The sequence below is a fragment of the Halalkalibacterium ligniniphilum genome (genome assembly GCF_000334155.1).
Classification (GTDB): domain Bacteria; phylum Bacillota; class Bacilli; order Bacillales; family Bacillaceae_D; genus Halalkalibacterium; species Halalkalibacterium ligniniphilum.
Genome location: NZ_ANNK01000098.1, coordinates 1 through 2,697, shown reverse-complemented (window position 1 = coordinate 2,697; position 2,697 = coordinate 1). Strand labels below are relative to the sequence as shown.

Below are 2,697 nucleotides of genomic sequence, written 5' to 3'. Positions count from 1 at the left end.
CCTCCCTTTCCATTGATGAGGTTTCAGAAGCAATCATCACATTGGCAAAGGAGCGGGCGTGACGATGACAATTTATACAATTGGACAGTTTGTATGCCGTACGTTTCTTTCCGCCTTCTATCATGTAGAGGTGATTGGGAAAGAAAATCTTCCAAAAGACAAAGGTGTCCTTCTTTGCTGCAATCATATTAGCAATTATGACCCACCATTACTTGGAGCATACCTAGATCGGCAAGTTCATTTTATGGCGAAGCAAGAGCTTTTTGAGAAGCCGATTTTAAAGGGGCTTTTGCCGAGGCTTGGTGCTTTTCCAGTGAGGCGTGGAATGGGAGACAAGCAAGCGCTTCGAACAGGAATCCAATATCTAAAGGATGGAGAAATTCTTGGTTTGTTTCCTGAAGGTACACGTAGCAAAGACGGGAAAATAGGAAAAGGACTAGCAGGTGCAGGATTTTTCGCTTTACGAACAGATGCAGCTGTTGTTCCTTGCGCGATCATCGGACCTTTTCGCCGCTTTAAAACAGTAAAAATGGTGTACGGGAAGCCGATTGATTTTCAAGCTTTAAGAGAGCAAAAAATATCTGCCGATGAAGCAACGGAAGTGATTATGAGTGAAATAAGAAAGCTCTACGAGGCTCATCAAAGGGCATAGTCGTTAAATACTCTTTCGCAGACGTGAAAGATGTTTATATACAAAGTCAGATTCCCCTAGCGATATGCGGGTGATTGAAGGAGGCAAAAGTCAATGGTCGATGAAATGAACAATGAAGTACAAGACATGAAGCCCTTTTCTGTAGGAGACATCGTTTCAGGAAAGGTTACGAAGGTTGAAGACAAGCAGGCGTTTGTTGATGTGGGCTTCAAGGTAGATGGCATTGTGCCTATTAGTGAACTTTCCAGCTTACACGTAGAAAAGGTAAGCGATGTTCTTTCTGTCGGAGACGAGTTAGAGTTAAAAATTCTTAAATCCGAAGATGATGAACTTGTTCTTTCAAAACGCGCCGTGCAGGCGGAAAAAGCTTGGGACAATCTTGATAAGGCATATCAAAATGGAGAAATTATTGAAGCAGAAGTGGCTGATGTTGTCAAAGGAGGCCTTGTCGTCGATTTAGGCGTAAGAGGATTTATTCCTGCTTCATTAGTGGAACGTCACTTTGTTGAGGATTTCTCTGATTATAAGGGACGCACACTGCGACTAAAGGTTGTTGAAATTGAGAAAGAGAACAATAAATTAATTCTTTCGCAACGTGCTGTACTTGATGAAGAAGCTGAAGCAAAAAAGAAAGAGATTCTTATGAATCTTAAGCCAGGAGAAATTGTTGAAGGTACGGTTCAGCGCTTAACGGACTTTGGAGCTTTCGTCGATGTCGGTGGTGTAGATGGACTTGTTCATATTTCTCAGCTTGCACATCATCGTGTAGAGAGTGCATCAGATGTTGTGAAAGAAGGTGACACCGTAAAGGTAAAGGTGTTGTCTGTAGATGAAGAAAGTGAACGTGTTTCTTTGTCAATTAAAGATACCTTACCTGGTCCTTGGGAAACAATTGCAGGAAAAATCGAACCAGGACAAATCATTGAAGGAACTGTGAAACGATTGGTTTCATTTGGAGCGTTTGTGGAAGTTGCACCTGGAGTCGAAGGGCTTGTGCATATTTCTCAAATTGCGAACCGTCATATCGGTACACCAGGTGAAGTCCTAAGTGAAGGAGAAAAGGTTGAAGCAAAAGTTCTTGATGTGAACATTGCTGAAAAGCGAATTTCTCTAAGCATTCGTGAGCTCCTTGAAAATGAAGAGAATGATTACGGCTCTTATGAAGCAAATGAATCTTCTGAAGACGAGCATACGGGCTTTTCCTTAGGGGATATGATCGGTGATCAGCTGAAAAAATATAAATCATAATGAATAGGTGATGCGCGTGAGTCGAGCGGCTCGTAAATTAGACCATATTAACCATGCTTTATCAATTGGTCAGCAGCGCTCCCACGGCTTTGATGATATACGTTTTGTTCATAATAGTGTTCCAGAAACACGGGTGGAGGACGTAAATCTTTCGACAAAAATCGGCGAACTTTTGTTAAGTTCGCCGATTTTTATCAATGCCATGACAGGGGGCGGTGGAGAACGAACGGAAGCGATTAACCGTCAACTCTCAGAAATTGCTGCAGATAAAAAGATTGGAATGGCTGTTGGCTCACAAATGGCGGCGATAAAAGAGCCTGAGCAAGAAAAAAGCTATCGTGTCGTTCGTGAAGTAAACCCCCATGGTGTTATTATTGCCAATCTTGGCAGTGAAGCAACCGTAGAACAGGGAAAACGAGCGGTTGAAATGATTGAGGCGAATGCGTTGCAGATTCATCTCAATGTGATACAAGAGCTTGTTATGCCAGAAGGTGATCGGGACTTTACAGGGATGTTAAAGCGAATTGAAAACATCGTGGAAGGATTGCATGTCCCTGTGATTGTAAAGGAAGTTGGATTCGGAATGAGCCGCGAAACAGCAAAAAAACTAGAAGACATCGGTGTGCTGATTGTGGATGTCGGTGGTTTTGGCGGTACCAATTTTTCGAAGATCGAAAACGAACGTCGCTCACGTTCATTGCATTTATTCAATGATTGGGGGATGACGACGACGGCATCAATTGTTGAAGTGTCACAAATGTCTAAAAACCTTTCAGTCATCAGTTCAGGGGGCGTAC

At 42.7% G+C, this 2,697-nt stretch carries 3 protein-coding genes; all 3 read left to right on the top strand.

The window, feature by feature from the left end; all coding sequences use genetic code 11:
- Positions 1-64 precede the first annotated feature (64 nt).
- Positions 65-652: a lysophospholipid acyltransferase family protein gene (locus BLT_RS0112075; protein WP_017728056.1), complete on the top strand. Its 588-nt coding sequence runs from the start codon at positions 65-67 to the stop codon at positions 650-652.
- Between the two features lie 93 nt (positions 653-745).
- Positions 746-1,900 (top strand): 30S ribosomal protein S1, encoded by a 1,155-nt coding sequence (rpsA, locus tag BLT_RS0112070; protein ID WP_017728055.1) that lies wholly within the window; start codon positions 746-748, stop codon positions 1,898-1,900.
- Between the two features lie 16 nt (positions 1,901-1,916).
- On the top strand, positions 1,917-2,697 hold a 781-nt coding region (gene fni, locus BLT_RS0112065), incomplete at its 3' end, for a type 2 isopentenyl-diphosphate Delta-isomerase (protein ID WP_017728054.1).

What these genes read in the sequence shown, in the direction of transcription:
- rpsA (WP_017728055.1), top strand. Translation starts at nt 746, where the DNA reads ATGGTCGATGAAATGAACAATGAAGTACAAGACATGAAGCCCTTTTCT.
- BLT_RS0112075 (WP_017728056.1), top strand. Translation starts at nt 65, where the DNA reads ATGACAATTTATACAATTGGACAGTTTGTATGCCGTACGTTTCTTTCC.